Raw genomic sequence first — 24184 nt, 5'->3', positions numbered from 1 at the left:
CCATTTACCAGTCCCGGAACCGTGGTGGTGGGTCGTACAGACCTCCGGACCAGGCGACCAGGTCATCGATACCGCGTGCGGCCAGCAATGACCGCGTGGCGAGGCGGGTGTCGACTCCCAGGTCTTGGGGAAAGGCGACCAGGCCGTCGCGGCGCAGGGCTTCGGTTCGGCGGGCGAGTCGTCCCACCGGTGTGACGCCCGCAACGGCGGCCAGGGCGGCGCGCCGATCGGCCAGCGAGTGAGCCTTGTACAGGTAGGCGACGCCTTCTTCGGTGACGACGTGGGAGACGTCGTCACCGTAGATCATCACCGGCGGCAGCGGCATGCCAGCCCGCCGCCCGCCATCCAGCGCGTCGAGGGTCTCGACAAAGGTGGGTACACCACCCGTGCGGAAGGTCTTTGCGATCTGCACGACCAGCTTGCGGCCGCGCCGGCCAGCGCTCTGACCGTGAGCGAGGTCGAGCCAGGCCGGCGACGGGTGTCGGCGCCCGTGCGGATCGTGGCCCAGGTTGGGTGCCCCGCCAAATCCCGCTAGGCGTCCGTCGGTAACTGTGGATGAGTTGGCGTCGCGGTCGATCTGCAGCGAGGAGCCGATGAACATGTCAACGGCATATTGGCCGACCAGTTGGGCCAAGGCCCGGTTGGATCGCAGCGATCCGTCCGCGCCGGTAAAGAACACATCGGGTCGGGCGGCCGTGTAGCGCTCCATGCCGGGTTCACCGCCGAAGCTGTGGATCGAGGCAACCCACCCGGATTCGATGGCCGGGATCAAGGTCGGATGCGGATTGAGCGCCCAGTGCCGGGCGATCTTGCCCTTCAAACCAAGGCTCTCACCGTAGGTGGGCAAGATCAGTTCGATTGCGGCGGTGTCGTATCCGACTCCGTGGTTGAGTGACATCACTTGGTGGCGTTCATAGACCCCGCGGATGGCGATCATTGCTTTCAGAATGTCTAGTTCGCCGATGCGGCGCGGGTCTCGGGTGAACAGTGGCTCCAGGGCGTACGGCCGGTCGGCGGTCACCACGAAGTCGATCCAGCTGCCCGGAATGTCTACTCGGGGAAGTTTTTCGGCATCGACGATCTCGTTTGTTTGTACGATGACGACGCCGTCGTGGAATGCGACGGCCTCGGCGAGGGTCGGAGTGTCCTCGGTGTTGGGTCCGGTGTACAGGTTGCCGTCGCGGTCGGCCCGTTCGGCACACAGCAGCGCCACGTCAGGGGCGAGGTCGGCAAACATGCGCGCGTACAACTCGATATAGGTGTGGATCGCCCCGATGCGGACCACGCCGTCGTCGACCATCTGCGCGATACGTACGCTCTGGGGACCTGCGTAGGCGAGATCGAGCGCGGTGGCGATTCCCCGGTCGAACAGGTCCAGATGCTCGGCCCGCGACACAGAGGGGATGAGCATGTGCAGGTCGTGTAGGCGGATCGGGTCGCAGCCGGCCAGGGAGCGGGAGAGAAAGTCGGCTTGCTTTTGATTGTCACCTTCGAGTACGACCCGGTCTCCCGGGCGGATCACGGCGTGCAGGAGATCGACGAGCCGGTGCCGGTCGACTACCTTGTCGTCGGCGCAAGTCCGGCCGGCCGCGATCCGTTCGGCTTTCGCACGGCGGCGGGTGTCCCAGCGAGGCATCGCTTAGTACCCGGATCCGCTAGCAGACCGGATATGGACGGTGACGCTATGTGGGTGGGAGGACAGGGTCAGGTGTGCCCGACCGCTGAACTCGGCGCGGTGAGATGTCAGCGTCGATCGCTGAAGATCCTCGGCCGCCAACCGAGCGCGTCGTCGTAAAGCAACGACATTGCCACCGGAACTGACAACGGCGGTTGGGATCCAGATCGAGCACCGAGGCCATCGAGGGCGAGTTCGCGTGTTGACCCGGGATCCCGAATACCGTGCGGCCGAACACTGTTCTGTTCGAGGACGTGTGCGGATTCCGCTGGAGCGACGATCGCGGCCATCGCCGTCAGTGATCCCACCACTTGTGGTCGCGAAATGACTTGCGCCACCGCGCGGCCAGTGTATGTGCGGCATGTGGCCTCCCGATCTGCACTACAGGTGATGCGTGGTACGTCCCACTATGGGGTCCGGACGCACTTGCGTCCAATGGAATTGCTGATTTTATCGATTAGGATCCTGATTGGTTGCGTTGCAGGCGGTTCAACTCCGTATCGCGGCGACTATGCTTGAGGCACAACACATCACGCGTGCAGCCGTAAGTTGCAAGGTGCAGGGCACGAAGTGACGGGCCAGCCACATAAGCAGTTGCTTCTTCCCGACTAGATAAGGGACGCATCATGTGTTGCCGAAAGTTATAGGGAGCAAATCGATCGCAGAACCGATCCAGCGTGGCGGGGTAATTCCGTTCGGCAGCGCAGATGATGCCCAGCACGCCGCTCAAATCACCGTCTCTCGAGGTCGACGCCGGCCCCCGCATTCCGCAGGTCGTCGACGAATAACCGGTAGCTCTCGCGATGGCCTGCGCTGCGATCACGCAGGATCGCCGATGGATGAACGGTGGCCATGACCACCGGTTGTGGATCTACGTCGACGCCAAGGGTTGCTGGCAGATGCAAATGCTCACCCCGATGGGCGGTTAACCGAAACGCACTGCCCAGCAAGGATTGTGCGGCGGTTGCACCGAGACAGACGATCAGTCTCGGCTGTACCGCCTCAATTTCGGCGATCAGCCAGGGTTGACAGGCGACGACTTCAGTCCGCCCCGGCTTCTGGTGTATCCGGCGCTTGCCCGACCTGCTGAACTTAAAATGCTTGACGGCATTAGTCTGATAGGTTAGCTCGACACCGATATTGGCGTCGTCGAGAGCACGCTCGAGCAGTCGACCGGCCGGACCGACGAACGGAAGCCCTTCCAGGTCCTCACGATCCCCGGGTTGCTCACCAACCAACATCAGCGGCGCATCATGTCTGCCGTGACCGAAGACGGTCTGGGTGGCGTTCTCGTACAGGACACAACCCTGACAGCTGCTTGCCGCCTCCGCCAGGGAACTCAGCGCGTGATCGTCAGGCAGGTAGTGCTCCGCACCCGGGAATTTTGCCTTGGTCATTGATCGCGTGTTCTCAACACGTTTCGCGGTGCGCTAGCTCATCCCTGCGCCGACCGCTGCGCCATCGCATAGCCAAGGTGAAGAAAGTCGGCGCCCGCCAATGCGGTGAAGGTGCCCGCGATCAGACGCGTTAACCGGGGCGCGTAGATCAACCCGATGGCAAACATCGTGGCCACCCACATATCGAGACAGAATGGGCATGTCAACATCTCCCCCAAGCTGTGCCGCAACTGGCCTGTCTGCCGGGATTCTTCGGTCACCTCGGCTGGGCCGGCGGTGCCCGAATAGTGTGCAAACGGCGCTCGCAACGGGCTCGTCACCGCATCCTTAGTCAAGGTTCGCGACAACTTATGGGTGCCCAGCGCAACGGTGACCAAGTCCTGCACCGGCCACCGTTTCGGCAGTCGGCGTCCGGTAACCACTGCCACCGCCGCGGCGATAGCCACCAGCACGCAATAGACAGCCAGGACAACCACATACCCTCGGCGTCGACGTCGGCGAGGCTGTCCGCGCATGCTGGAACCGCTTGCGCCCAAGCACTTTCAGTGACATGCCACGCGTCCTCGGCGCGTATGACATCTCCATCTAGTTCTTTGTCGGAAAGCTCGAGAACCAGGTCGTGGTCCCGTCCGGGAACTGCGTCCAGCACCGCCTGCAGCGAACCGTCGTGGCCCAGTTTGGCGGAAGCTGCCCCCGTCCACCGGAATCGGCATGGGCCAGATCTCCCGGTCCACACCCCGTCCGCGAGCGCAATTTTCGACATTGCGTAGGCGCCGAACTCGGCGCGTACGTCAAGCGCGACCCGCAACTGCGGTTGTCCGTCGATAGCGTGGATGCGCCGCAGCAACACCGCAGTGCCCGAGTCGCCAGGCAATGCCAGGGCCTCGCGGCACTCGACGATCCCTTCGGTGGTGACCCAACGCGAACGCCAAATCAGCGACCGCCGTTCGTAGTTTCCCCCCCATACGAAACGGGGTCGATGTGGAGCGACTGCGTATACGCCGGGGCCACCAAGCAGCGAATTGAACACCGCGCCACTGTGCCAGCGTGGCAAGCACATCCAGCAGTAGTCACCCCGCGGCCCGACGACCACGCCGCGTTCTCCGTCCGCCAGTAGGGCGTATTGCCGAAGTACTTGTGGCGGATAGCGTTCCGCGAGTAGTCGTCGCTCGTCCATCTCGCCTTTCACGCAGAACGGATTTACGACTCGTAGGAGGGGTCGCGCTGAGATCGGTGTGGTCGATGGCACCAAGCGGTGCTTGCGGGCTGGTCGACCATACCGGGGTTGATACCCGCGATACTGTGCGGCAAACGCCGGATTGCGGCCCGTGGTCCGCGGGTACTCGATTCATCATGGATCAGTCGCAGGCGCCGCTGCTGGACGCGTTGCTCGACTACCATCGCAACAACCGATACGGCTTCTCACCGCCGGGTCATCGCCAGGGTGCTGGCGCCGACGACCGCGTCCTGGCCATCCTGGGCAAAGATCCGTTTCGCAATGACGTGCTAGCCACCGGCGGGCTTGACGATCGGTTGTCTCGCGGTAGATACCTCGCGCGGGCAGAGGAATTGATGGCTGATGCGGTCCGCGCAAACACCGCATTTTTCTCCACGTGCGGCAGCTCGCTGTCGGTAAAGGCAGCGATGCTGGCCGTGGCAGGCGGCGACCGGGGCGGTCTCCTCGTCGCTCGAGATAGCCACAAATCGATCGTCGCCGGCCTGATCTTCTCCGGGGTGCTCCCCCTGTGGATTACGCCGAGATGGGACAGCCAGCGCCACTTCTCGCACCCACCGTCGCCAGACCAGGTTCGGGCCGCGTGGGACCAGCACCCCGACGCGGCCGGAGCACTGATTGTGAGTCCGAGCCCGTATGGCACCTGCGCCGACATCGCGGCCATCGCCGACGTCTGCCACGAGCGGAACAAGCCGCTGATCGTCGACGAGGCCTGGGGGGCGCACCTACCGTTCCACGAAGATCTGCCGACCTGGGCGATGGACGCGGGCGCCGACGTCTGTGTGGTCAGCGTGCACAAGATGGGAGCCGGATTCGAGCAAGGATCCGTCTTCCACCTGCAGGGGAATCTTGTCGATCCCATGCGGCTGTCATCGTGCGCCGATCTGCTGATGACCACCAGCCCCAACGTGATGGTTTATGCCGCCCTGGACGGTTGGCGACGCCAGATGGTCGAGCAGGGCCACGATCTGCTGACTGCCGAGCTGGAGCTGGCCGGCTATCTGCGGTCGTGTCTGGCCGAGCTCGCCGACGTAATGGTCCTTGAGGAGGAGTTGCTCGGCAAGGAAGCGTCCTGTGACCTGGACACGACTCAGGTATTGATGGACATCTCGGCAACCGGAACATCGGGATACCAGGCCGCAGACTGGCTTCGGGAAAACTGCCAAATCGACCTCGGCCTCAGCGATCACTGTCGCATCCTGGCGACAATGTCGTTCGCCGACGACAAGCGCACCGCGGACCGACTCGTGGATGCGATGACGCGATGGCGCGTGGCCGCACGAGAATTCGAGCGGCCGCCGTCGATACAGCTGCCGTCGCCAGCTCAACTGCAACTTGAAACGGTCCAACTGCCCCGCGACGCGTTCTTCGCACCAAGCGAACTGGTTCCCGCAGCGGATGCCGTCGGCCGCATCGCCGCCGAACAGATCACCCCCTATCCACCCGGCATTCCGGCGGTTGTGCCCGGTGAACGCCTCAACGACGGCGTCATCGACTACCTGCGATCGGGTGTCGAGGCGGGCATGACGCTGCCCGATCCCGCCGATCCGACGGCACAACAATTCCGCGTGGTCGCCTAACCGGCGCGAGCAGACACAAAATCGCCCTGGATCGCGCGTTCCGGGGCGATTTTGTGTCTGCTCGCGCTAGCCCAAGGAGCTCAGGAAGGTCGCGCGACGATCACGGGCATCCGGACGGAGTGCACGACCGCGTTGCTCACCGAACCGAGGAGTATCCCGGTGAGACCGCCGCGGCCGTGCGTGCCCACGACGACCAGCTGAGCGGATTCCGACCGTTGGACAAGCTGTCGCGCCGGCCGATCGCAAACGACCACTCGGCACACGGTCACGTCCGGGTAGCGTTCCTGCCAGCCCGCCAGACGCTCGGCGAGACTGCGCTCAGCTTCGTCCTTAACCGCCGTCCAATCCAACCCCGGCAGTTCGACCAAGTCGAGGTCGCTCCACGCGTGCAAAGCGATCAGCTCGACACCGCGGCGCGACGCCTCGTCGAAGGCCACGGCCGTCGCGAGCTCCGAGGTCGGCGACCCATCGATACCCACCAGCACCGGAGCGTGCTGCGGATGCGGCATCAACGGATCTTCGTCGTGGATAACCGCCACCGGACAATTTGCGCGCCGTACCACACTCGAACTGACCGAACCGAGCAAAACCCGGGCTATCGCTCCGTGACCAGAGCTGCCCACGACCATCAGCTCGGCCTCGGCGGACATTTCAACCATGGTGGGCACGGGGATTGAAAACACGATCTCGCTATTAATGGTGAGCGTGTGGTCCGGCGCGACGGCCTCTTCGGCAATCTTGACCGCAGCGGCGATGACCTTGCGCCCCTCATCTTCCTGCCAAACCGCCCACGTACCCGGGTACGGCATTGGCGGCCACGTCGCCACGTCGGTGTTCACCACATGGACCACCGTCAACGGAATGTTTCTCATTGCCGCGTCACGGGCCGCCCAACTCACGGCGGCGTTCGATGCGGGTGAGCCATCGACGCCGACGACAACGCCGTACTGTTTCGTGGAGGTCGTGTCGGTTGCAGGCATTTCGTTTCTCCCTACGTCATACCTAACCTCAATTAGCCCACTGAGCGACTTACTCTGCAATGCATCGGCCGGCTAGTCACGAGTCGCGTGCAGGCATGGCTGCGACCAAGGGTGTATCGACACCGACTCGGCCCACACCGGCGGCGCCGCCCGGCGAGCCGAGGGGGACGTCTCGGCCCGGCAGAGTCTGGCGGAAGAATGCTGCATTGTCGTCCAGGTGCTGGCGCTGGTCGTCGGGCAGATCCCCCTCCCAGTAGATCGCCTCGGCACGGCATGCGGGCTTGCAAGCGCCGCAGTCAACGCACTCATCGGGGTTGATGTACATCGTTCGGGCACCTTCGTAGATGCAGTCAACGGGACACTCCTGCACGCAAGACTTTTCGGCTACGTCCACGCACTCCTTGCCGATCACATAGGTCATGATGTCAAGCTATAAAACCGCTGCCGGCCAACGCGCCTATCGAAAGGCCTTATCCGACGGGACCAAAGACCTCCTAGGGCCGGACCACGATCACGGGAATCTTCGCCGAGTGAGCCACGGCAGAACTGACCGAACCCAGCAGCATGGCGGGGAATCCGCCGCGGCCGCGACTGCCGACCACGACGAGTTGGGCAGCTTCACACGCCTCAAGCAGCCAGTGGGCGGGCCGGTCACACACCAGCGATCGCCGCACATGAACATCCGGATACTGCTCCTGCCAGCCCGCCAGGCGTTCCGCGAGGACTTCCTCACCTTGACTCTCACGGTCGCGCCAGTCCATCCCGAGAACCGGAAACACGCCGACGTCACTCCAGGCGTGCAGTGCCACAAGATCTACGCCGCGGCGGGAAGCTTCGTCAAATGCCAACGCCGTCGCGGCATCTGACGCCGGCGATCCGTCGATGCCCACGAGCACGGGTGCGGTGGAGTCTCGAGCCGCCCCTTCACCGGAATGAATCACCGCCACCGGGCCGTGCGCATGATGAATCAGCGCCGTGCTCACCGAGCCCAGCAGCATCCGACCTAGAGCGCCCATCCCCTGGCTACCCACGACGATCATCGAGGCTTGCTTCGATGCCTCAATGAGCGTCGGGACGAGGTCGGAATACACCGTCTCGGTGCGCACTTCCGGCGGCTCGGATTCACCGAGGCTGCCGGTGAGCGCCTCGCGGGCCTGCTTGATGACCTGCTGTGCGGCGTCTTTCTGCCACTCGGGCATGTCCGCGTAGAGGCGGCCCACCGGCCAACCGACAATCACGGGGGCAACCGCGTGCAGCAGGGTGAGGGGCACTCGGCGCATGACGGCTTCACGGGTTGCCCAGGCTACGGCGGCGTCGGATTCTTGCGACCCGTCAATGCCGACCACGATTCCGTATTTTGTTGTCGTATCTGCCATTTCCCGCTCCCTGCATCAACCCCTTGGTGGCACTCCACGGCTGTCGACTAACGCTACAAGACGTCGCTACCTGCTCGGTAGGGACGTTTGACGACCGCGGTTAGAGTCCAATGGCCCTACGCTCATCGTGCTATACCGGTTGCGTTTCTTGACGACGGTAGTAACGACGGGTGGCTATGTCGCGGCGCCGGCTATCCCCTGCGGCTGAAGGCGTCCGATGACGTAAAACGGCACGGCCACGAAGAGAGTGCCGCCGACGAGATTGCCAGCGCCAGTGACGCAAATATTCGTGAGCAATCCGTGACTCCCCAATCCCCAACCAATCGCGGTGTGTGGTGCTGAAGCGTGAAATGCGCTGAGCAACATGGGAAGAGCAAGAAATCCGACGTTGGCCACCACGTGCTGAGTTCCGCTCATGACGAACGCGCACGGACCATAGAATGCGAATCCCATCCGCGCGACATCGCTGCGAGCCTTGTAGTACAAGCACATGGCCGTTTGCAGGAACCACGTGCACAACACCGCCAGCAAGAACGCGGTCCAGAAGGGTTGGCCGGTTTTCTCGACGCCCACGGCTGCGGCTCGCCCGGCGAACACACCCAGGTACGGGCCGCCGGCAGCAGCCGACACCGTGACAAACGTCAGGACGCCAACAAGATTTCCGGTTAGACCGACGACGAGCAGCCGCAAGTAGCCGGCCCAGCTCATGCGGGCCTGAATGACTGCGAGGAATCCGGCAGCCATGTCCGCAGTGATCAGCGACATCCCCGAGACCAGGATGAGCACGAACGACATACCGAACGCCAGGCCCATCAGCAGGCTGGCGATTCCGGGTGTGCTCACCCCTGTGCTCACAACCAAGGACAGCAGCGTCCCGAATCCCACCATCGCACCGCCAACCACCGAGCGCGTCAGAAATGCCCACGGGTGCGCGGCTTTCTGGATCGCCATGTCGGCGATACGGCACACCATGGCTTGGACGCTGAGCGGCTCAAACGGATCCTCGATGACGGGGTCGATGACTGGCGGCTCTTCAAGGCATCGTTGAGCCGCGGCGGGCAGCGACATGATTTGTCCCTTCGGCGAAGCGCGGAAAGCTCTGCGCGGCTTACGAAGCCACCATCGAACCGACAGTGTCCATCCAGTCGTGCATCCGTCCCGCGTAGTAGAGCAGCGGCAGCGTCTCATCCCGACGAACCACACAGGCGCGAATTAGCAGGATGACGTGATCTCCGGCATCGTAAATCCGGTCTATGAAACCACTTACGGAAGCAGCGGCGCCAGCAAGAACTGGGCAGCCATTGTCGTCGGTGTCGAATTCGACTCCTTCGAAACGGTTCTCGACCTTGCTCGCAAATCGGTGAGCCAGGTGGGCCTGGTCACGTGCCAGGATGTTGACGGCCACTGAACCACCGATGCGGAACGCCGGAAGGCTGCCCGCACCGCGCGCGACGCATTGCAGCAGCAGCGGCGGGCAGATGGACACCGAGGCGAACGAGCTGATGGTCATGCCGACCGACCGCTCCCCCAATCGCGTCGTCAAGATGGTGACACCGGACGGGAAGGCGGCCATGGTGTGGCGCATCGCTACTGCATCGACGGGTCCGCCGATCGTCCACATCTGGTCTTCAGGAGCATTCATCGATCGTGGCCTTTCCTGAGGGTATTGATCGCGTTGATGACCCCCGCAATGTGCTCATCAGTGAGCTTCTCCCCGTCGAAAACGTGGTTGAGCAGGATCTTGAGGTCGAGTATCTGCTGCAGATAGATCAGGCAGGGAGGGCACTCTTCGAGGTGTCTGGCCACGATCGGGCCCCACTGCTGCGGATCGGAGTCGACAAGATCGTCGACGAGTCGAACGAAGTCGACGCAGTCGATCGCGGGAACTGTGTTGTCGTAGACGGTCATCGTTGATACCGCTTTTCCAATTCGTTTCGAAGGTTTCCTCGAGCGCGATACAGCAGAGCGCGCTGCGCTTCGGCGGAGAGTTCAAGAATTTCGGCCGCCTCTTCGGCGGACGTGCCGACGAGGTCACGGAGGATGATCAGCTGTCGTTGCCGCACCGGCAGCGCATCCAGCGCTGCGCGCACGACCCCGACCAACTCCTGTGCCACGGTTTGGTCCTCCGGCAGGAACCGCCTCGACGGCGGGACACTCCAGTGTCCGGCATCGTGATGGCCGGCAGGATGCATGCGGCCGGACAGCGGGTCAGCTGCATCTGTATCCACGGTGGCCAGCACCTCGTGCTCGCGGATCCGCGACTCCCGGCGCCGATGCCGCGATGCGGTGATCTTGACGATCCCGAACAACCAGGTTGCCACCGAGGAACGACCCTCGAACGAGCCCGATGACTTGAGCACCTGCAGCCATGCCTCTTGCACAGCTTCTTCGGCCACCGTCGGTGAATTCACCATTGTGCAGGCAAAATTCACCATCGGCCGGTGGTAGTCGCGCACCAAGCTGGCCAGCGGAATACCGCCGACCGTGAGCTCGGCTGCGGACTCGGGAGGAACCGAGACCGGGGTCATCGTTGACCCGGCCCGTCACTCAGGGGCACCCGCCTAGTTCCCAACGCAATTGGGCCTCGGACGGCGACTGGACGGGAATGAACGCCGCCTCCCGGTATCGCCGGCTGGCCGGCGTTTTGCTCGCGTAACCCTTGCCGCCCGCGGTACGGATCTCCAATGCCGCGCTGGCGCTGGCGATCTCGGCTGCAGTAAGCCGCAGTGACAGCAATTCCCTCTTGCTCGGCGGACGCGGCCCACCGACAGCCCCGGCCAGGCTGGCCAAGGTTGTCTCCGCCAACGCCACCTTGCCCGCGATCAACTCGACATCGGGAGCGAACACCGAGTTGACTCCGGTCAGCCCAATCTTGGCCTGTATCAACGTGGTTCGGGCCAGCCCGATGCACATGGCCGCTTGCAGGACCAGGAAAGTGGGACGAACGGCGTCGATAAACCCATCGAAGTCACTAGTCAACACCTGCGCATCAGCGATGTAGGCGTCCTTCAGTTCCAGATACGACGAGGCCGTGCTGTCCATCGCCAACAGTTTGAAGTGATCACCCACGGTGATACCCGGGGTGTTCAACGGCAGCGCCACGATCAATTTGTCGCCACGCTCGGTGCGTGCCGCGGTGACCATGACCGAATCCTGGTATAGGTTGCTGGCCCACCTGATGGAACCACTCAGCTGGTAGCCGCCGGCGACCCGTGCGGCCGTGAGCTCCAGGCTGCCGCAGCCGGCGGCGTCCTTGAATGCGGCGGCCATGCCGGTGACTCCCAGCGTGGTCCCCGCCAACAGGGGTTTGGCGGCGACCTCGCCAAGTGGTGTTGCCGCCGTGAGTAAGTACTCGATCGTCATCCGGTTGGCCCATACCGAGAAACCGGTGCTCATGCATTCCCCAGAGATTAGCCGGATCACTTCGGCCATCTGCTGCAACCTGCCGTCGGCGTTACCCGGGGCGCCCACCCCGAGCAGGCCGGCAGCACCAAGAGCGGCAAAGCTGCGGCGGCTGGTGAGCTCGCCACGGTCCAACGCGCCGGCATGGGCACGAATGTCTGCCAGTAGCTCGGAATCGAGCAGGCCGATCGCGGCATCGATCGTCGCGGTCACGGCGACACCTCCTGTTCAGTGTTGTTCCATGTGTAGTCGAGAAACTTGCCGTCGAAGGTGACAATCACCCGATCGCCATGCGGATCCGTGCGACGTTCGACACTCATCCGGAAGTTGATCGCGCTCATGATCCCGTCGCCGAATTCCTCATTGATCAGCTCCTTGAGCGCCGGCCCGTAGACCGAGAGCGCCTCATGAAATCGGTAGATCGTCGGATCCGCCAGTACCGATGGATTACTTCCGCGGTTGGGGACCAGCTGCAACGCGGTGACGGCATCGTCACCGAGGTCGAGCAGGGCCGTGACAGTCTTGGCATCGTTGGCCGTGAGCGGATGCTGGCCAAGTAGTGCGGAAACGGTCCACACCTTGTCCTTGCCGATGGCTTCCGCGATCTTCGCCCAGCTGAGTCCCTTTTCCAGCCGCGCGAGTTTGATGACCTCAGCGAGGTGCATCCTGGTTGGCGTCACGTCGGGTTGCCTAGCCGATGGACAGGGTCGAGTCGACCGTTGCCGGGCGGCGGAATGTGTTCACCACGGGCGACCACGCGATCGCGTTGTCGTGGATCTCCTTGAGTGTTGCGTCGTCGGCGTCCCCGGCGAGGGTCACGTTGCAGCGGACCGCGGTGAAGCCGAGGACCTTGCCATCCGGGGTGTCGCCAACCCCCCACACGGCGGAAATGTCGATGTCACCCTCCATCTCGACCTCAATCTTGGTGAGGGTCACACCACGATGCGTGGCGTTGGCCAGCAGGCCGACCGAGATGCACGAACCCAAAGCGGCCAGCGTTGTTTCCGAAGGGTTGGGAGCTGAGTCATCACCCAATAATGCGGGCGGTTCGCCGACCAGCATCGGTGCCAGGTCGCGCACGTAAGTCATGTTGCGGAACCCGGCCTCACAAACCGTCTTGGCCTTCAGGGTTTTCTTGCCACTGCTGGGGTCGGCTTTGGCGGTGCACGACAGCCGATCCAGGCCCTCAGCGTCGATAACAAGCACGTCCGTCATGAATTTCCTCCGAATCTGCAAAAAAGCGACGGTGTTCCAGGCGTTAGTGCTCGGTAGGTACCGAAACGTGACGGCGCGAGAAATTGATTTACATGATCGAAACATGACAATGGCGACGCTCGGGTCGGGGAAATGGCCCCGGCGCTGGCTCAACGCCGAAATATGTTGCCACCGGCGGGCATACGAAAGCCCGCACACCACCGGCAGGCGCCGATGGCGTGCGGGCTATGCCCACTGCGTTGCTATGAGCACTCTGTTCACTCGGCACTGTCAGCTCGGAAGAAGGCAAAGGTCGAGCTCGTGGCGATCTCGGAGAAGAGAAGTTCGTGGGACAAGGATTCACCCCCTTTCGCCGCTCAGGTATGGACCGCGAGATTCTTTGGCTACGAATCCGCGATGCTTCGTCGCCTTAGTGCACGGCTCGTCCCGTTTTGTGACGGCCAGACGTGAGTGATCTACACCACGGGCCAAAAATGGCGTCGGACGGCTGGCGCCCGGTTCGGGCAGTGGGCTTGTTAGCCCGAAGTTGCGTCGGGTGAGATGGCGAATTTGGCGGTTGAGCTGGGATCTGTGTGGGTTTGGGGCCTGGATATGTAGCCAGTGAATATGGCGTGTTGATGACGTATATTGGTGAATTTGCCTGGTAGTATCCGGTTATGGTGAAGCCGATGCGAATGCATGTAGCCCGAACACCGAGCAGGTACGTGGACAAGGCCGGCAACGTGCACCGCTACGAGTCGGTGCTGGTGCGCCGCACCTACCGCGAGGGCAAGAAGGTCCGCCACGAGACCCTGGCCAATCTGTCCAAGCTGCCCGCGGAGGCGATCGCCGCGATCGAGGCAACGCTGAAGGGGCAGGCACTGGTACCCGCCGAGGCGGCGTGCACCATCACTCGCTCGCTGCCGCACGGGCATGTGGCCGCGGTCGCCGCGATGGCCCGCCGATTGGGGTTTCCGGGCCTGTTGGGCCCGGCCTGCCGATCTCGGGACCTGGTGCTGGGGTTGATTATCTCGCGGGTGATCCGCCCGGCCTCCAAACTGTCCACGCTGTCGCGATGGGCCGATTGCACCCTGGGGCCCGACCTGGCGGTGGCAGATGCGTCTACCGATGAGGTGTATGCCGCGATGGACTGGTTGGCCAATCGCCAGGACGCAATCGAGAAGAAGCTAGCCGCCAAACACCTTGGGCCAGAGGCGAACCCAAGCCGGATGGCGTTGTTTGATCTGACCAGCTCGTGGGTGACCGGGCGGTGCTGTGAGCTGGCCGCCTATGGCTATTCCCGCGACGGCAAGAAGGGCCTGCCGCAGATTGAATACGGGGTGCTCACCGACCCGGCCGGGCGCCCGGTGGCGGTACGGGTAGTGCCCGGGGACACCGCCGACCCGGTCGCGTTCAGCGACATCGTCGAGGTGATCCGCGACCGCTTCGGGTTGACCCGGCTGGTGCTGGTCGGCGATCGCGGCATGATCACCTCCGCGCGCATCGACGCGCTGCGCAAGCTCAACGACAGCCCCGACACCGCAACGGCTTTCGGGTGGATCACGGCGCTACGCGCCCCGGATATCGCCACACTGGCCGCCGAGCAGGGACCGCTGCAAATGAGCCTGTTCGACACCCAAGACCTCGCCGAGATCAGCCACCCCGACTACCCGGGGGAACGGTTGATCGCTTGCCGCAACCCCGCCCTGGCCACCGAGCGGGCCCGCAAACGCAACGAACTGCTGGCCGCCACCGACGCCGACCTGGCCGCCATCGCCGCCCGGGTGGCATCCGGGCGCCTGCGCGGAGCGGGCAAAATCGGCGAGGCCATCGGCCGGGTAATCGCCAAACGCAAAGTAGGCAAGCACTTTCGCCGCGAGATCACCGACACCACCTTCACCTACCACCGCGACCAGGCCGCCATCGATGCCGAAGCCGCCCTCGATGGCATCTACGTGCTACGCACACCGGTACCCGCCACCGAACTCGATCCGACCGCGGTCGTAGAAAGCTACAAGAACCTGGCCCACGTCGAACGCGACTTCCGCAACATCAAAACCGACGACCTGGATCTACGACCCATTCACCACCGCCTCGACGAGCGCGTCCGCGCCCACGTACTGATCTGCCTGCTAGCCTGCTACCTCATCTGGCACCTGCGCAAAGCCTGGGCGCCACTGACCTTCACCGACGAACACCCACCCACCCGCGACAACCCCGTCGCCCCCGCGCAACGCTCACCGCAGGCCCAAGCCAAGGCCTCCACCCAACACGACGCCAACGGCAACCCGCTACGCAGCTTCCGCGGCCTACTCGACCACCTAGCGACCCTGACCCGCAACGACATTCACTACCACGGCACCAACGCCACGGTGCCCACCTTGGCCGAACCCACCCCCGATCAACGCCGCGCCTTCGACCTCATCGGCACCCCGATCCCACTAACCGCAGCGTAGCCAGAACCACCACCCCAACAAGACCAGCAAAACCCCAGGTCAACTAGAAATCCACTCACCCATAACGCCGCAACTTCGGGTTAGCCAGCTAGCTGCGTCACAAAGTCGATCAGTTCCTCGACCCGGCCGATCAAGGCCGGCTCCAGGTCGTTCCAGTCGCGAACCTTCGAACGGATGCGCCGCCATGCGTTGGCGATGTCCGCCTGGTTGGCGTGCGGCCAGCCGAGTGCCTCGCACACACCGCGCTTCCACTCCATGTTCCGCGGCACAGTTGGCCAGGCGGCCAGACCGACTCGCTGCGCCTTTACCGCCTGCCAAATGTCGACGTAGGGATGACCGACGACCAACGTGTTCGAGCCGCCCGGTCCCCGGCGCACCGCATCGGCGATGCGCGCCTCTTTCGAACCCGTGACAAGGTGATCGACCAGCACGCCGAGCCGGTTTTGTGGGCCCGGCGCGAACTCGGCCACGATGTCCACCAGGTCGTCGATTCCACCGAGGTGCTCGACCACGACACCCTCGACACGCAGGTCCTCGCCCCAGACCTGTGCGATGAGTTCGGCGTCATGACGGCCCTCGACGTAGATCCGGCTGGCGCGGGCGACCCGGGCTCGCACACCGGACAAGGCGACCGATCCCGACGCCGTTCGCGTCGGGCCAGCGGGTGCCGCGCGGCGGGGCGCCGCGAGAATTACCGGGCGACCGTCGAGCAGGTAGCCGGGACCTAGCGGGAAGCCGCGGGTGCGACCGTGGCGGTCTTCGAGGTCGACGCGGCCGTATTCAACCCGGACCACGGCGCCGACGTAGCCGGTCTGTGCGTCCTCGACAACCATGCCGAGCTCGACAGGGTGCTCGACCGAGCGAGGCTTGCGCCGCCCTCCCCCGGCAAGCACGTCGGTTCCGTAGCGATCCATCACCCGGCAATACTAGGAAGCGGAGCGGGCAATCGCGGGCGAGGCGCGCCGTAACTGCCTCGAAAATCCTTGTGCCAGTTTTATTTTCCGTGCTGAAACTTAGGGCCGATACTGGTGACTACTGGTGACGCCGCCGCGGTTTGATTCAGGCTCGATATCGATCCCGCCCAAACCCGGCAACGGAACGTCGATATGGGGTAGCTCAACCCTGCCAAGCCCCGGGATGTTGACCTGACTGGGGGTGGTCAGGTGCGGCAAGTGGCGGCCTTCGGCAATCAAGTTGTCCTCGAAGAGGCGACCGGGGTTGCCGGTGACGATGTCCGTCATGCTGCGCAGCGATTCGCTGCCGACGGTGTAGTAGTACGAATGATCGGCGGGATCCAGCCCGTCGGCGCCGGGGACTTCGGCGCGAAAGCGTATTGACCCGAAACCGTCCGAGGCGGGGTCAGCACCAAGCCCTGCCGAGGCACCCACCAGGTCGCCGAGCTTGTCGTTGAGATAGTTCTGCAGCGTCGAACCCATCTCGGGGACCCAGCTAATGGGATCCGTGGAGGCGGCCCCGACATAGACACGGCCACCTTCGGGGAGATGGAAATCGGCGGCGCTACGCGCCAGATCGGTGCCTGGACATCCCAGCAATATCGCATTGTTGGCGTGCATGCCGCTGTTGGCAAACGCATCGGCCACCGTGGTCGATCCATACGAATGTCCGATCACGGTGATATTCGCGGGGCCATTGTGCGTGACCCCCAAGCCGTTCACGTCGGCGGCCAGCAAGTCGCCGCCCTGGCGCGCCAGCGTCGTGTTCCCAATATCCGGGTCGGTAAAGCTGTCCGGTGTTTCGTAGCCCATCCACGCGATTACCGAGGTGCTATCCGGATCGGCGAGCCCGGTCTGGTCGTAGAGCACAGCGGCGTCGTTACGCCCTGCGGCGAGCCAACCCGCTTTCACGCTGCTACCGGTGCCCGGCACGATGACCGCCGTGTTGCGGGCCCAGTCGGGGTTACCGATGGCGATGGCGGCTTTGCCTCGACCCTGAAATGCCAAGGGGTCGTATGCCCACAACATGACAGGTCGGTCGGCATTGTTTTGGCCGTCCGCGGTCCATGTCCTGTCGTGTTCGAGTCCTTCGGAAGTTCTGACGGCGTTGCTGTAGCGGGTAACTTCGTCGCCCGACAACCCGTACTTGCCTGGGTCGCCGATCACCGCGTTGGGGTCGACACCGTTGCGCCTGGCGATGTCCTGCACGCGATGTAGGTCATCGTTCAGCACCGCTCGGTTGACCGGGTCGCGCACTGCCGCGGGAATGCCGTTCAAATTCCCCAACTTTTGTGGATGCGCGGCGATCAGCCTGTCTTTGTCGTCCTGGCTTAACGAACTCCACCAATTCTCGACGTCTTGGGCACTTGTCCCGTCCGGGGGCAGTTGCGGCATCTCCAGATTGGCCGTCCGCCCTTGCCCGGGGGTCAGCGGAAAATCGTTGGCGATGGCGTTGAGTTGCTGTGCGGCTTGGCCGAATTCCCGCATAGCCTGCCGGATGACCTCAGCGGCCTCACTCAGCCTCATCTGTCCAGCGGCCAGCAATGCCCGCTGTCCCTGCGGCGTGTTCGCTAACCGGCCGAGGCTGAGCTTGTCCGCCAGCCAGGCCGCAATGACTGCGTCCATCTGCTTGCGGGCATGCAGAAGGCTCTGGCCCGCACCGGTGATGATTGGGTAGGCGTTGACTTGCTGCGTGTACAGCCGCGTGCGCTGGCCATCCAAGTCCGCGCTTTTGATCTTCGCCGCATCCGACAGCGCACCGGTCCACGGTGGCCAGGGCGGCGGATCGGCCGGCAGATTGGGGACGCGGGGAGACACCGGATCGCCGGTGCCCAGCAATGCCTTCAAGGCCGCAAGGGCAGCATCGATCGATGTCCCCACCCCGACAACGTAGCCAACCCGGCGCAACAGCGACAAGACAGGTAATCTTGGACGAGCGATTACGGTCTGCGAATCAAGGGGGCGTGACAGCGTATGACGCAACCAATGTCCATTGACGCGGCCAAGGTAACGGCGTTTGGCGACGCCAACGATGGGCTGGCGGCCGAAGTGATGGCAGCCTGCGAACCCGACCCGTCCCTGGTTGCCTCGGTAGGCGTATACGGGGCCGCGGGAGCGATGTTCAGCGTTGCGCTTTGCGAGTACTTGGCGAAGCTGCAGATGAGCGGCGAGCAACTCGCGGACCGCTACCACACTCATGCTTCGGATATCCGGGTGGCGGCCCAGGCCATTGTCACCGCCGACGTGACTAACGCCGAACGCGTTCCGCACCGTTAGCGGTAGCCCGGTGACGGGCGTGGTGCTTGAACGAATTTTGCGGCGACGTGTGGCGTTGCTGGTCTGGTGATGTCCTCGCTGTTAGGTTTGCTACCGGGGCGCAAACTGCCGTTAATGGATGGCCGGGGGCGTTAGCGAGGTGGATCCATGCACATGGCCCAGCGGGTATCGAAGTTTGTCGCTTTTCTGCGCGGCGGCTACCCCACCTGGATGCCGGTCACCGGTTATGTGCCGTTGGTCGCCCTATCGCGGCGACGGCTCTCCGACGATGAAATCAATGCCCTCACAAGTGAACTCATTGCACATCACCGTCGGCCGATTACCACAGCGGATGTCGGGGTGGCAATTACGCGAGTCACGCAGGAGATGCCCTCCCTCGACGACATCGATCGGGTGAAGTGCTTACTCGTTAGGCATTGATCGCCTCTTTCCGTAAGTGTAGACTTACGGTTCGTGTCCACTTACCAAGACACGGGTGAGGCATGGCAGGCGCTGGCCGACGGGACTCGGCGGGCCATCGTGGAACGCCTGGCGCACGGCCCGTTGGCCGTCGGTGAATTGGCCCGTGAACTGCCCGTCAGCCGGCCGGCGGTGTCACAGCACCTGAAGGTGCTCAAGTCCGCCGGGCTGGTGTGCGACCGCGCCGCGGGCACGCGTCGCGTCTACCAGCTTGACCCGACGGGCCTGCAAGCATTGCGCGCCGACCTCGACCGGTTCTGGACACAGGCCCTGACTGCCTACGCGCAGATCATCGATAAAGAAGGAGACGGTGCATGACACGTCCGCGAACCCAAGCTGTCCGACACCACATTGTGGTCAACGCCGCGATCGAGCGCGCCTTCGCCGTATTCACGGCTCGCTTCGGGGACTTCAAGCCCCGTGAACACAACTTGCTCGCCGCCCCAATCGCCGAAACAGTCTTTGAATGTCATGCCGGAGGGCACATCTACGACCGTGGCGTTGACGGCAGCGTGTGTCGATGGGCACGCGTGCTGGTCTACGAGCCCCCGATTCGAGTGGTGTTCAGCTGGGACATCAGCCCAGCCTGGCAGCCCGAAACCGATCTCTCCAAGACCAGCGAAGTCGAAGTCCGCTTCACCGCGGAATCCGCCGAAACGACGCGGGTGGAACTCGAACACCGCTGCCTCGACCGGCACGGCTCGGGCTGGGAGTCCGTCGCCGACGGTGTCGACGGCGAGGCCGGATGGCCCCTGTACCTGCGCCGCTATGCCGGCCTATTCGGCGTCGAGGCGCGACCATGACCCGGGCGGGAAACGGGTCGGCAACCACCTTGATGGCTATGGCTCGTGCCGAGCGGGCCGAACTCGCGGCGTTTCTGGCCACTCTGACGCCGGGGCAGTGGGAAGCGCCCAGCCTCTGCGACGGGTGGAGTGTCAAAGATGTTGTCGCGCATATGTTCAGCTACGAAGAGCTCAACGCCATCGGGCTGCTCAAACGCTTTGTCAAAGGCCGGATCGTGCGGGCAAACCAAGTGGGTGTCGACGAATTCGCATCGCTGAGCCCACAACAATTGCTTGACTTTGTCGATCGTCACCTCGAACCTCGTGGCCTGACAACGGGTTTCGGCGGAATGATCGCCCTCATCGACGGCACCGTCCACCACCAAGACATCCGGAGAGCGCTAGATCAGCCCCGTACCATCCCGGCGGAGCGACTCGGGCGCGTCCTCGAACTCCTGCCGAAGAACCCCAGGCTTGGGGCGCGAGGACGAATCAAAGGTTTGCGACTACGCGCCACCGATATCGACTGGGTATACGGCAGCGGGCCGGATGTCACCGGCCCCGGCGAAGCCCTCATGATGGCGATGGCCGGCAGGCCGGCGGCACTCGCCGAGCTCTCCGGCCCCGGAAAGTCAACCCTGGCAGAACGCGTCAGCTAACGGGCGTTACTCCGGCAGGAAGGCGCGCGGTGACACACCGAGCAAATGCGCCAGCTCCCAGACCACATCCAGTCTCGGCGCCGCCTCGCCGTGGTAGTAGCGATAGATCTGAGTCTGGGACACCGGTAGGTCCGGCGCCTGCTCCTTGAGCAGTTTCTGCAGCCGCAACGGGGTCATCTTGCGTACCTGCCCGCTGTCGTCGTGCGTACGCACGTTGGTGGTCGACGCCAACTCCTGCAACCGCTCCGCGAAATACGTGGTGGCCGGATGCGACGGCTCCAGCTGTGCCATTCCAATCCCCCTCTTGATCAATGCAATTCCCCGCCGTGTCGTGCGCTGACTACTCGCGTCCGCGCCATCGAACCCGGCGTTCCGGATTCGGCGGTGCGGGATCGGACTCGCCGTCGGGCGGTGCCGGCGGCGAATCCTGCGGCAGATTGAATTGCCGGCGCGGGCGCGGCGGCCTTGACTGACCGGCGGCCGGTTCGGGCCGCTGCACACGCACAACCCGTTGTGGCCCTGCGATATTGCGGTGCCGAGGGCCGCCACTCGCGATCGTCAGCTTCCCAGCGTCGGCAGCTGTGGCCGGCGGTGCTGCGGCGGCGACCGGGGCCGGCTCCCGAATCCGTGGCTGGGGCTGGCGTGCCGTACGAGTCAAGGTGGGCTCGGTGGACACCGATCGGCGGGGAATCGCTTCGGGTTCAGCGTGTCCCAGATAGCGGTCTTCTTCGCGGCTGCGGATGATCCGCACTAGCTGCGACTGGTCAGATCCGACGGTGATCTCCATGGTCTGGCCGTCGCCCTCCACCATGGTCACATCCGCGCCGCCAATTGTTGCGGAGGCCATCTCATTAGCCGGCCCGCGCAATCGCATCACCGTCCGCGCCGGCACGGTCGTAACGGGACGTCCGTCGAACACGGCGATATCGCACGCAAACGCGCCCGCGGTGGCATAAAACAGCCGCGCACTGTCGCCGATGGCGGCCACCAGATTGTCCCAGCGCGGCCTCGAGTCGGTGTGAATGCACACCACAGCACCCGTCACCACCGCCCGCAAGATCAGCTGCTGCGCAAGCTCAACGCTGACGCACGCCTCAATCCGGCGCCGCTGTGGTTGTCCACTCTGGTCCCAGAGCGGCACGGCCACCATCCTTCCGTCGTCGGATTGGCCAAGCAGTTGTCCGGACGGTCCAATCGGAATGCTGAGTTCGTCGAGCTGGGACACGCTGATTGAGGGCAGCGCGACTTCGAGACTGCGGTCGCCTCCCGGCACTGGGGCCGCCAGCATCAGCCGTTGAACACCGGTGGGCAGTGCGAGATTCGACCCGGCCAGCGGCCGGTAGGCCTTGCCGTGGGTCACGTACCGCACCACCGAACCGACCTTGACATCACCGGTACGCATGCCCGACAGCCGCAGCATGACAACCGCGTCTTCGGTGCGCCACGACCACCACCGGTCCAGCTGGTCGGAATTGAGGGTGGCGGGATCGCCGACATAGGTGCTGATGTAGTTGGGACCGGATTCCACCGTCCCCCAGCGCTCGCGATTGCCCACGGCGCCAATGGGTTTAAGCAAGATCGCGGCAAGCTCGTCGAGGTCTTCGGCGGACAGCGCGCAGGCACGGATCCGCGCCCGCTGCAAGCGTTGCACCACCCGATGGGTGGCCGACACCAACGCCTTGGGCGCCGCGCGACCCGAGGGGCCGCGGGCGACGATGTCGGTGAGATTTTCTTTGGCATCCAGGCGCAATATCAGCCAGGTGCGTCGCTGCCCGATTACCGGTCGTGGACCGACGATTTCGGAGTACACCGTGCGATAGGCCGATCCCGACGGCACGTGGCGGCCGGTCGACACGATATCGATGTCAATGTTGAGGTCGTAGTGGCGCATCAGCGACACCACCAGATCCAAAGACAATGCGCTGTCGGTCACCGCTCGACCGGCGGCTTCATAGGTCAGCGCCGGAGCAGCAGTGATTTCGACCGCCGACACCACCATGTAGCCGTCCCAGCGCACGCCGGCGGCGCCCGCGATGACGTTGACGTCCGTCGCCGCCGGTAGTTCGTCGACCAGCGGGCGCTTGCGGCGCCGCCAGAACGCCAGCACCACCGCGATCCACTCGACCAGCAACACCCGGCCCCGGATCGGAACGAACAGCGCGACAAACGCCGCCAGGCCGATAAGCACTGACGACCAAAGGAGTAGCCCAGCCCCGTTCGGCCCGGTGGTGGTGGGTACCAATGCGCACACGACGACGGTGAACACCAATGCCGATGGCGGGCCAACGCGCAGCCAACCGGTACGGTGCGCCTGCACCCGGCCGCGGCGGGTCATCGCGGCCGTCCCGGTCGGCGGGCACCCGTCGCGGCGACCACCACACCAACCACGATGAGCACCGCCACAACGGTTCCCATCACGATGGCTGCGCCATGCTTCGGCTTGCGATCGGGTGGGCGCGGCGGTGGCGGCATCGCCAGTTGGGCCGCCTGCACCGTCGCGGCAGGTTTGCCCTCGATCGGGACCTCGTAGGTGAGCGCGGCGACGGGGTCGATCATGCCGCGACCGACCACATTGTCGACGCCCCGCGCCGGCGCGTGTGTGGTGCTGATAATGCGGGTAATGACTTGGTGCGCTGTCAGATTCGGAAATCGCGATCGCAGTAGCGCCGCCAAACCTGACACATACGCCGCGGCGAAAGAGCTGCCCGCTATCGGCACCAGTGGTCCGTCACTGCCGGGCACCCCGTTAATCACCGTGTCCCCGGTGGAACTCAGCGACACGATGCCGGATCCGGGTGCGGCGACGTCGACCCATGGCCCAGACATCGAATTTTGCGCGCGAACCCCATCCGGCGACACGAATCCCACCGACAGCACCTGGTCGTCGAACCAGGACGGCGTCGAAATCGACGTCACACCACCCCAATTGCGGGGATCCTCGGGATGCGCGGGATCGACATCCGGGTTGGCCCGGCAGTTGTTCTGCTGACCGGCTCCGGCGTCGATTCCGTTGATGTTGCCCGCGGCGGCGACCACCACCGCGTCTTTGACATCGACGGCGTACTTCAGCGCACCGCCCAACGTGGCCTGCTCGATCGGGGTGGTCGCCTTCACACACGACACCACGGACACGTTGATCACCCGGGCACCGAGATTGGCGGCGTGCACGATAGCCCGTGCCAGCGTGCGAATGTCGCCGGCGGTGCGCGACGCCGTGGGGTCGTCGGGGTTGGCCGAGCCGGCGTCGGGGATGTAGGCCGCCGAGGTCTGTCGAATCGCAAGGATCTGTGCATTGGGGGCGACTCCGATCAGCCCATCGCTGGAAGCCGGTGCGGCGCCGATGATTCCGGCCACAATGGTGCCATGCCCGTCGCAATCGTCGAAGCCGTTGCCGGCGGGCTCGACGTAATCGCCGCCGGGGATCATGCCGGGAAGTCGAGGCTGTGGTCGGACCCCGGTGTCGATGATGGCCACCATCACGCCGGCGCCGGTAGAGAAGCTATGCGCCTTGTCGAGCTGCAGTGACACCGACGGGGGTGGCGGCTTGGACAGATCCGAGTTGGGCAAGACGCCACCGACGACGCAGGCCCCGTTCTTGCGCATTGACACATCGGGGCTAGGCGGGCCGTCTGGAGGTGCTGCCCCGATATCCGGATTGGGCGGGTTGACCGCGGCGGCGGTGCCGACCGGGGTCACCGCCACCATGGCGGCCACCGTTGTCAGGATTGCCGCGCCGCGCGCCAACGTCGGAATTCTCATT

24 protein-coding genes and 3 pseudogenes are annotated in these 24184 nt (G+C 64.2%); 7 read left to right on the top strand and 20 right to left on the bottom strand.

The window, feature by feature from the left end; translation table 11 throughout:
• Positions 1 to 4: 4 nt before the first annotated feature.
• From mdcA to AADZ78_RS15030, 5 genes and pseudogenes are all read right to left on the bottom strand, one after another.
• Positions 5 to 1636, bottom strand: coding sequence for a malonate decarboxylase subunit alpha (mdcA, locus tag AADZ78_RS15050; RefSeq protein WP_085250144.1), 1632 nt, complete (start codon positions 1634 to 1636; stop codon positions 5 to 7).
• Between the two features lie 619 nt (positions 1637 to 2255).
• Positions 2256 to 2414, bottom strand: a pseudogene (locus AADZ78_RS15045) (hypothetical protein); the annotation flags it as partial.
• Positions 2407 to 3072, bottom strand: a complete 666-nt coding sequence (locus tag AADZ78_RS15040) for a UdgX family uracil-DNA binding protein (RefSeq protein WP_085250142.1) — start codon at positions 3070 to 3072, stop codon at positions 2407 to 2409. The gene AADZ78_RS15040 and the pseudogene AADZ78_RS15045, both read right to left, overlap by 8 nt.
• A gap of 38 nt (positions 3073 to 3110) precedes the next feature.
• Positions 3111 to 3554: pseudogene (locus AADZ78_RS15035) on the bottom strand (DUF1360 domain-containing protein); the annotation flags it as partial.
• Positions 3555 to 3682: 128 nt separating this feature from the next.
• A pseudogene (locus AADZ78_RS15030) lies at positions 3683 to 4249 on the bottom strand (trehalase-like domain-containing protein); the annotation flags it as partial.
• A gap of 176 nt (positions 4250 to 4425) precedes the next feature.
• Between AADZ78_RS15030 and AADZ78_RS15025 the strand changes: the two are divergent.
• Positions 4426 to 5886, top strand: a complete 1461-nt coding sequence (locus AADZ78_RS15025) for an aminotransferase class I/II-fold pyridoxal phosphate-dependent enzyme (RefSeq protein ID WP_085250174.1) — start codon at positions 4426 to 4428, stop codon at positions 5884 to 5886.
• A gap of 80 nt (positions 5887 to 5966) precedes the next feature.
• On the opposite strand, the gene AADZ78_RS15020 is transcribed toward AADZ78_RS15025, so the two are convergent.
• The 10 genes from AADZ78_RS15020 to AADZ78_RS14975 all read right to left on the bottom strand — a co-directional run bounded on the left by AADZ78_RS15020 (position 5967) and on the right by AADZ78_RS14975 (position 12859).
• A complete protein-coding gene (locus tag AADZ78_RS15020; RefSeq protein ID WP_085250140.1) occupies positions 5967 to 6866 on the bottom strand; it encodes a universal stress protein in 900 nt (299 codons plus the stop codon).
• 76 nt (positions 6867 to 6942) lie between these two features.
• Complete coding sequence (gene fdxA, locus AADZ78_RS15015; RefSeq protein ID WP_085250139.1) at positions 6943 to 7287, bottom strand: ferredoxin; 345 nt, start codon at positions 7285 to 7287, stop codon at positions 6943 to 6945.
• 73 nt (positions 7288 to 7360) lie between these two features.
• On the bottom strand, positions 7361 to 8242 hold the full coding sequence (locus AADZ78_RS15010; protein WP_085250138.1) for a universal stress protein: 882 nt from the start codon (positions 8240 to 8242) through the stop codon (positions 7361 to 7363).
• Between the two features lie 174 nt (positions 8243 to 8416).
• Positions 8417 to 9310 carry a formate/nitrite transporter family protein gene (locus tag AADZ78_RS15005; RefSeq protein ID WP_085250137.1) on the bottom strand — a complete coding sequence of 298 codons (894 nt, stop codon included), beginning with the start codon at positions 9308 to 9310 and terminating at the stop codon, positions 8417 to 8419.
• A gap of 40 nt (positions 9311 to 9350) precedes the next feature.
• Complete coding sequence (locus AADZ78_RS15000; RefSeq protein WP_085250136.1) at positions 9351 to 9884, bottom strand: flavin reductase family protein; 534 nt, start codon at positions 9882 to 9884, stop codon at positions 9351 to 9353.
• Positions 9881 to 10150 (bottom strand): hypothetical protein, encoded by a 270-nt coding sequence (locus tag AADZ78_RS14995; protein WP_085250135.1) that lies wholly within the window; start codon positions 10148 to 10150, stop codon positions 9881 to 9883. The genes AADZ78_RS15000 and AADZ78_RS14995 overlap by 4 nt, the downstream gene beginning before the upstream one ends.
• Positions 10147 to 10770 (bottom strand): RNA polymerase sigma factor, encoded by a 624-nt coding sequence (locus AADZ78_RS14990; RefSeq protein ID WP_085250134.1) that lies wholly within the window; start codon positions 10768 to 10770, stop codon positions 10147 to 10149. The genes AADZ78_RS14995 and AADZ78_RS14990 overlap by 4 nt, the downstream gene beginning before the upstream one ends.
• Positions 10771 to 10789: 19 nt before the next feature.
• On the bottom strand, positions 10790 to 11857 hold the full coding sequence (locus AADZ78_RS14985) for an acyl-CoA dehydrogenase family protein (protein ID WP_085250133.1): 1068 nt from the start codon (positions 11855 to 11857) through the stop codon (positions 10790 to 10792).
• Positions 11854 to 12309: a cyanase gene (gene cynS, locus AADZ78_RS14980; RefSeq protein ID WP_139828653.1), complete on the bottom strand. Its 456-nt coding sequence runs from the start codon at positions 12307 to 12309 to the stop codon at positions 11854 to 11856. The genes AADZ78_RS14985 and cynS overlap by 4 nt, the downstream gene beginning before the upstream one ends.
• Before the next feature lie 25 nt (positions 12310 to 12334).
• Positions 12335 to 12859 carry an OsmC family protein gene (locus AADZ78_RS14975; RefSeq protein ID WP_085250131.1) on the bottom strand — a complete coding sequence of 175 codons (525 nt, stop codon included), beginning with the start codon at positions 12857 to 12859 and terminating at the stop codon, positions 12335 to 12337.
• 668 nt (positions 12860 to 13527) lie between these two features.
• On the opposite strand from AADZ78_RS14975, the gene AADZ78_RS14970 reads away from it, so the two are divergent.
• Positions 13528 to 15294, top strand: a complete 1767-nt coding sequence (locus tag AADZ78_RS14970; protein ID WP_239655096.1) for an IS1634 family transposase — start codon at positions 13528 to 13530, stop codon at positions 15292 to 15294.
• An 80-nt stretch (positions 15295 to 15374) separates the two neighbouring features.
• Here AADZ78_RS14970 and AADZ78_RS14965 read toward each other — a convergent pair whose 3' ends face one another.
• Entirely contained in the window at positions 15375 to 16211 is an 837-nt protein-coding gene (locus AADZ78_RS14965) for a DUF3097 domain-containing protein (RefSeq protein ID WP_085250518.1), read from the bottom strand.
• 96 nt (positions 16212 to 16307) lie between these two features.
• On the bottom strand, positions 16308 to 18128 hold the full coding sequence (locus AADZ78_RS14960; protein ID WP_239656728.1) for an alpha/beta hydrolase: 1821 nt from the start codon (positions 18126 to 18128) through the stop codon (positions 16308 to 16310).
• A gap of 105 nt (positions 18129 to 18233) precedes the next feature.
• Between AADZ78_RS14960 and AADZ78_RS14955 the strand changes: the two genes are divergently transcribed.
• From AADZ78_RS14955 to AADZ78_RS14935, 5 genes are all read left to right on the top strand, one after another.
• Positions 18234 to 18524: a type VII secretion target gene (locus AADZ78_RS14955; RefSeq protein WP_169726296.1), complete on the top strand. Its 291-nt coding sequence runs from the start codon at positions 18234 to 18236 to the stop codon at positions 18522 to 18524.
• 147 nt (positions 18525 to 18671) lie between these two features.
• Positions 18672 to 18944 (top strand): DUF3349 domain-containing protein, encoded by a 273-nt coding sequence (locus AADZ78_RS14950; RefSeq protein WP_085250516.1) that lies wholly within the window; start codon positions 18672 to 18674, stop codon positions 18942 to 18944.
• A 33-nt stretch (positions 18945 to 18977) separates the two neighbouring features.
• Positions 18978 to 19301 carry an ArsR/SmtB family transcription factor gene (locus AADZ78_RS14945; RefSeq protein ID WP_085250515.1) on the top strand — a complete coding sequence of 108 codons (324 nt, stop codon included), beginning with the start codon at positions 18978 to 18980 and terminating at the stop codon, positions 19299 to 19301.
• The gene (locus tag AADZ78_RS14940) at positions 19298 to 19786 is read left to right on the top strand and encodes an SRPBCC family protein (protein ID WP_085250514.1); all 489 of its coding nucleotides are present in this window, start codon (positions 19298 to 19300) and stop codon (positions 19784 to 19786) included. Before AADZ78_RS14945 ends, AADZ78_RS14940 begins: the two co-directional genes overlap by 4 nt.
• Positions 19783 to 20424, top strand: coding sequence for a maleylpyruvate isomerase family mycothiol-dependent enzyme (locus tag AADZ78_RS14935; RefSeq protein ID WP_085250513.1), 642 nt, complete (start codon positions 19783 to 19785; stop codon positions 20422 to 20424). The genes AADZ78_RS14940 and AADZ78_RS14935 overlap by 4 nt, the downstream gene beginning before the upstream one ends.
• Positions 20425 to 20430: 6 nt before the next feature.
• On the opposite strand, the gene AADZ78_RS14930 is transcribed toward AADZ78_RS14935, so the two are convergent.
• Genes AADZ78_RS14930 through mycP form a run of 3 tightly spaced genes read right to left on the bottom strand, consistent with a single transcriptional unit; the run spans position 20431 to position 24183 of the window.
• Positions 20431 to 20715 carry a helix-turn-helix domain-containing protein gene (locus AADZ78_RS14930; RefSeq protein WP_085250512.1) on the bottom strand — a complete coding sequence of 95 codons (285 nt, stop codon included), beginning with the start codon at positions 20713 to 20715 and terminating at the stop codon, positions 20431 to 20433.
• 49 nt (positions 20716 to 20764) lie between these two features.
• A complete protein-coding gene (gene eccE / locus AADZ78_RS14925; protein ID WP_085250511.1) occupies positions 20765 to 22759 on the bottom strand; it encodes a type VII secretion protein EccE in 1995 nt (664 codons plus the stop codon).
• Positions 22756 to 24183 (bottom strand): type VII secretion-associated serine protease mycosin, encoded by a 1428-nt coding sequence (mycP, locus tag AADZ78_RS14920; RefSeq protein WP_085250510.1) that lies wholly within the window; start codon positions 24181 to 24183, stop codon positions 22756 to 22758. The genes eccE and mycP overlap by 4 nt, the downstream gene beginning before the upstream one ends.
• Between the last annotated feature and the right edge of the window lies 1 nt (position 24184).

Source organism: Mycobacterium riyadhense, assembly GCF_963853645.1.
Taxonomy (GTDB): domain Bacteria; phylum Actinomycetota; class Actinomycetes; order Mycobacteriales; family Mycobacteriaceae; genus Mycobacterium; species Mycobacterium riyadhense.
This window is presented reverse-complemented; position numbering and strand designations above follow the sequence as displayed.